This is a genomic window from Brachyspira sp. (assembly GCF_050873525.1).
Classification (GTDB): Bacteria; Spirochaetota; Brachyspiria; order Brachyspirales; family Brachyspiraceae; genus Brachyspira.
Map to the genome: position 1 here is coordinate 1 of NZ_JBNMIZ010000283.1, position 2,785 is coordinate 2,785.

A 2,785-nucleotide genomic window follows, 5' to 3' on the forward strand; every position below is an offset into this window, starting at 1 on the left:
AATTATAACAAATTTACAAATTTAAGTCAATACTAAAATTTGTTAAATTTATAAAAATAATATCGGATTGTAAAGTTATAAAGTTTAGTAAAGCGATATAAAATTTTTTGAGATTATATAGAATTTATTAAAGTAAGTCAACTATAATTTTTCGATTTCTTCGATGGTTAAGCCTGTAATTTCGCTTATAAGGTTAATATCCATATTTTTATTTTTCATTGCGATTGCCATTGAGATTTGTTCAGAAAGTCTGCCTTTTTCAATACCTTCTTTTATACCTTCAAGTTTTCCTTCTTTTATGCCTTCAAGTTTTCCTTCTCTTCTCCCAATTCGTCTTTCGTCTGCGAGCGCTATTTTTTTATCGAATTGATAGAGTTCTTTTTTCTCGTATTCGCTCATCATTAATTGACTTCTTATAAAATTGTTATATCGCTTGTGAGCTTCTTCCATTATTGGTTTTTCTTTTACTATCTCTGACATATAATCCTCCATATTTTTTGTAGTGAAAAAACCTAACCAGCAGTTTAAATCTTTTGGCAGGTTATTATCTTTGAATTTAAATTTCTTTAATTCTATCATGTGTATTTGCAAGTGGTCTGTTAATAATCTTGCATTTTTGGTGTCGTAAATCATATAACAGCTATGCACATTATTACTTTTTTTATTTAAATTAAAATTAAGAAGGTTGATGCTTATTACGGGAGTTAATTCGTCATACTGTTCGCCTTTCTTTAAAAGTTTGCTATAATTCATAGCCCAATAATAAAGTATTCTTTCTGGAAATCTAGAATTACCCGACAACTGAACTTCAATGATTACGACTGTTCCATTTTTGGTTATACACTTAACATCTACAATAGTTTCTTTGTCTTTATAATGCTGCTTCAAATTAAACGGATTGAGAATTTCAACGGCTTTAAAAGTTTTCATGTCGGCGCTAATCATAACGGCGTTAATAAAATCAAGTAGGACTTTTTCTCCGCCTTTATCGGTAAAGAAATACCGAACAAAACAATCATTTAGTGCATTAAAAGGTTTATTCTTCATAAGAATATTATAACAGAATAATTTTATTTGTCAAAAGTTAAATTAATAATTTTTCTAAAATTAAATAAACCCCACGCCTTCGCATGAGGTTTGTCAAATTATTAAATGAAAGCTTAATCCTTTCAAATTATTAAAGGAGAAAGAACAAAAAATGAAACATATTTACAAAATTGCTTATTAATAACAAGCGGTTTTCTATCGCTTAATTTTATGATTTAAAACCGCCTGTTAATAAATTCTTACTTCTATTTATAAAGATGGCAAATACCAAGTTATACCCGTAGAGGCGTTAAAGTTTAAAACTTTACCTACTTCAGTAGTATTTCCGCTTGCAACCGCTCCGTCTCCCAATTCGGCTTCAAAATACCATTCTAAATTTTGGATAGGAGTAATGCTAATCTCTCCGTAAACATTCCAAGCTAAAGAATATGTATCCTTTTGATTATTATACTGACTGCCAATAATCTCTAATCCTAAAGCTGGTTCTAAATAAAGCGAAACTATATCCGAACTTGCGCTCAATCCCAAAGCTGGCATTAATTCCAAACTCCAAGCGGTTTTGTCAAAGCTATTTGTTCCGTAGAAACTTTGTCCTGCATATTGAAATTCGCTAACTATATCGGAAGCTTTACCTTCTTCAATAACATCAAAATTAAGATTTGCAGTTGGAAGATTTTTGTCTAAACCAGTATTGTAAGCGATTTTAATAAAAGGCTCGAGTTCCACATCTTCCACAACAGCGCCAAAATAAAGTCTGAAATCGAATCCCAAAGTTTCGTATTTACTTTTTAAATCTCCGTTCTTAATGGAATTGTAGCCATAATTTAAATATAATCTTATTTGAGTTAGTATGTCCATTCCCGTGTAATATCTGAATTCGGAATTAAGTTTTATGGCGGTTAAATTTTGTTTAACTCCTTCCGCAGTTTTATCATTTATAGATACCACTTGAATAGGAATAGCCATTCTAAAATTATTATCCAAAGCGTTCAAAACCAAAATGGGAGTATGTCCAGTCGCAACCGTAGTTTTAGGATTTGCGCTTCCGTTATATTTTTGGAATTTTTGTCCTATGCTTAAAGTATAACCGACTCCCACGCTGATTGCCGAAGAAGTATAACCTATTCCAAACGAAGTATGCGGAATAAAATCATACCAATCTGGATTTCCTTCATTTTGAGAAATTAAAGCTCCTAAAGTTCCTCCCGCTCCGTTATCGAAACCGAAAGTTCCTTTAATCGTATCGTTTCCAAGAGTGAAGCCTAAAGTTTCAAGTCTCGCTTTAAACTGATTTCCGTCCGTAAGAAAGTCAATCCAATCCGAATCGACTCCATACATTCCGAAAACTTGCATGCTTGCCATAGAAAGTAAAGCTATAGCCGTTAAAAATATTTTTCTAATTGTTTTCATTGTTGTTATCCTTCGCCAAAATTTTGCCAATTTTATTGAGGCTGATTTTGGCATTTTAAATTTTTATTTTTGTTTATTTTTTCAAACAACTTCTCTCTTAAACCAATCGTTATATTTATTCATTCTTCATTAATTATTAAACTTTATTTTTTAATCTCTATTTCATTGTATTCCTCCTTTAATAATTAATTTTTTAAATAATCAAGTTAATTTAGTTTGTATATTAATCTTAATTGTTTGTTTATTCTAACAAAAAAAAAAAAAAATCGCAAGCCTTTTAACAAAAAAAATCTAATTTTTTTTTTACTTTACATTAAAAATATATATG

Annotated in this window: 2 protein-coding genes; both read right to left on the reverse strand. The window is 30.0% G+C overall.

All coding sequences use genetic code 11. The annotated features are described in order from the left end of the window. Nucleotides 1–141 precede the first annotated feature (141 nt). Nucleotides 142–1,047: an Rpn family recombination-promoting nuclease/putative transposase gene (locus ACR0QS_RS12560; protein ID WP_432633795.1), complete on the reverse strand. Its 906-nt coding sequence runs from the start codon at nucleotides 1,045–1,047 to the stop codon at nucleotides 142–144. Nucleotides 1,048–1,296: 249 nt separating this feature from the next. Continuing rightward, the gene (locus ACR0QS_RS12565) at nucleotides 1,297–2,457 is read right to left on the reverse strand and encodes a cell surface protein (protein ID WP_432633796.1); all 1,161 of its coding nucleotides are present in this window, start codon (nucleotides 2,455–2,457) and stop codon (nucleotides 1,297–1,299) included. Between the last annotated feature and the right edge of the window lie 328 nt (nucleotides 2,458–2,785).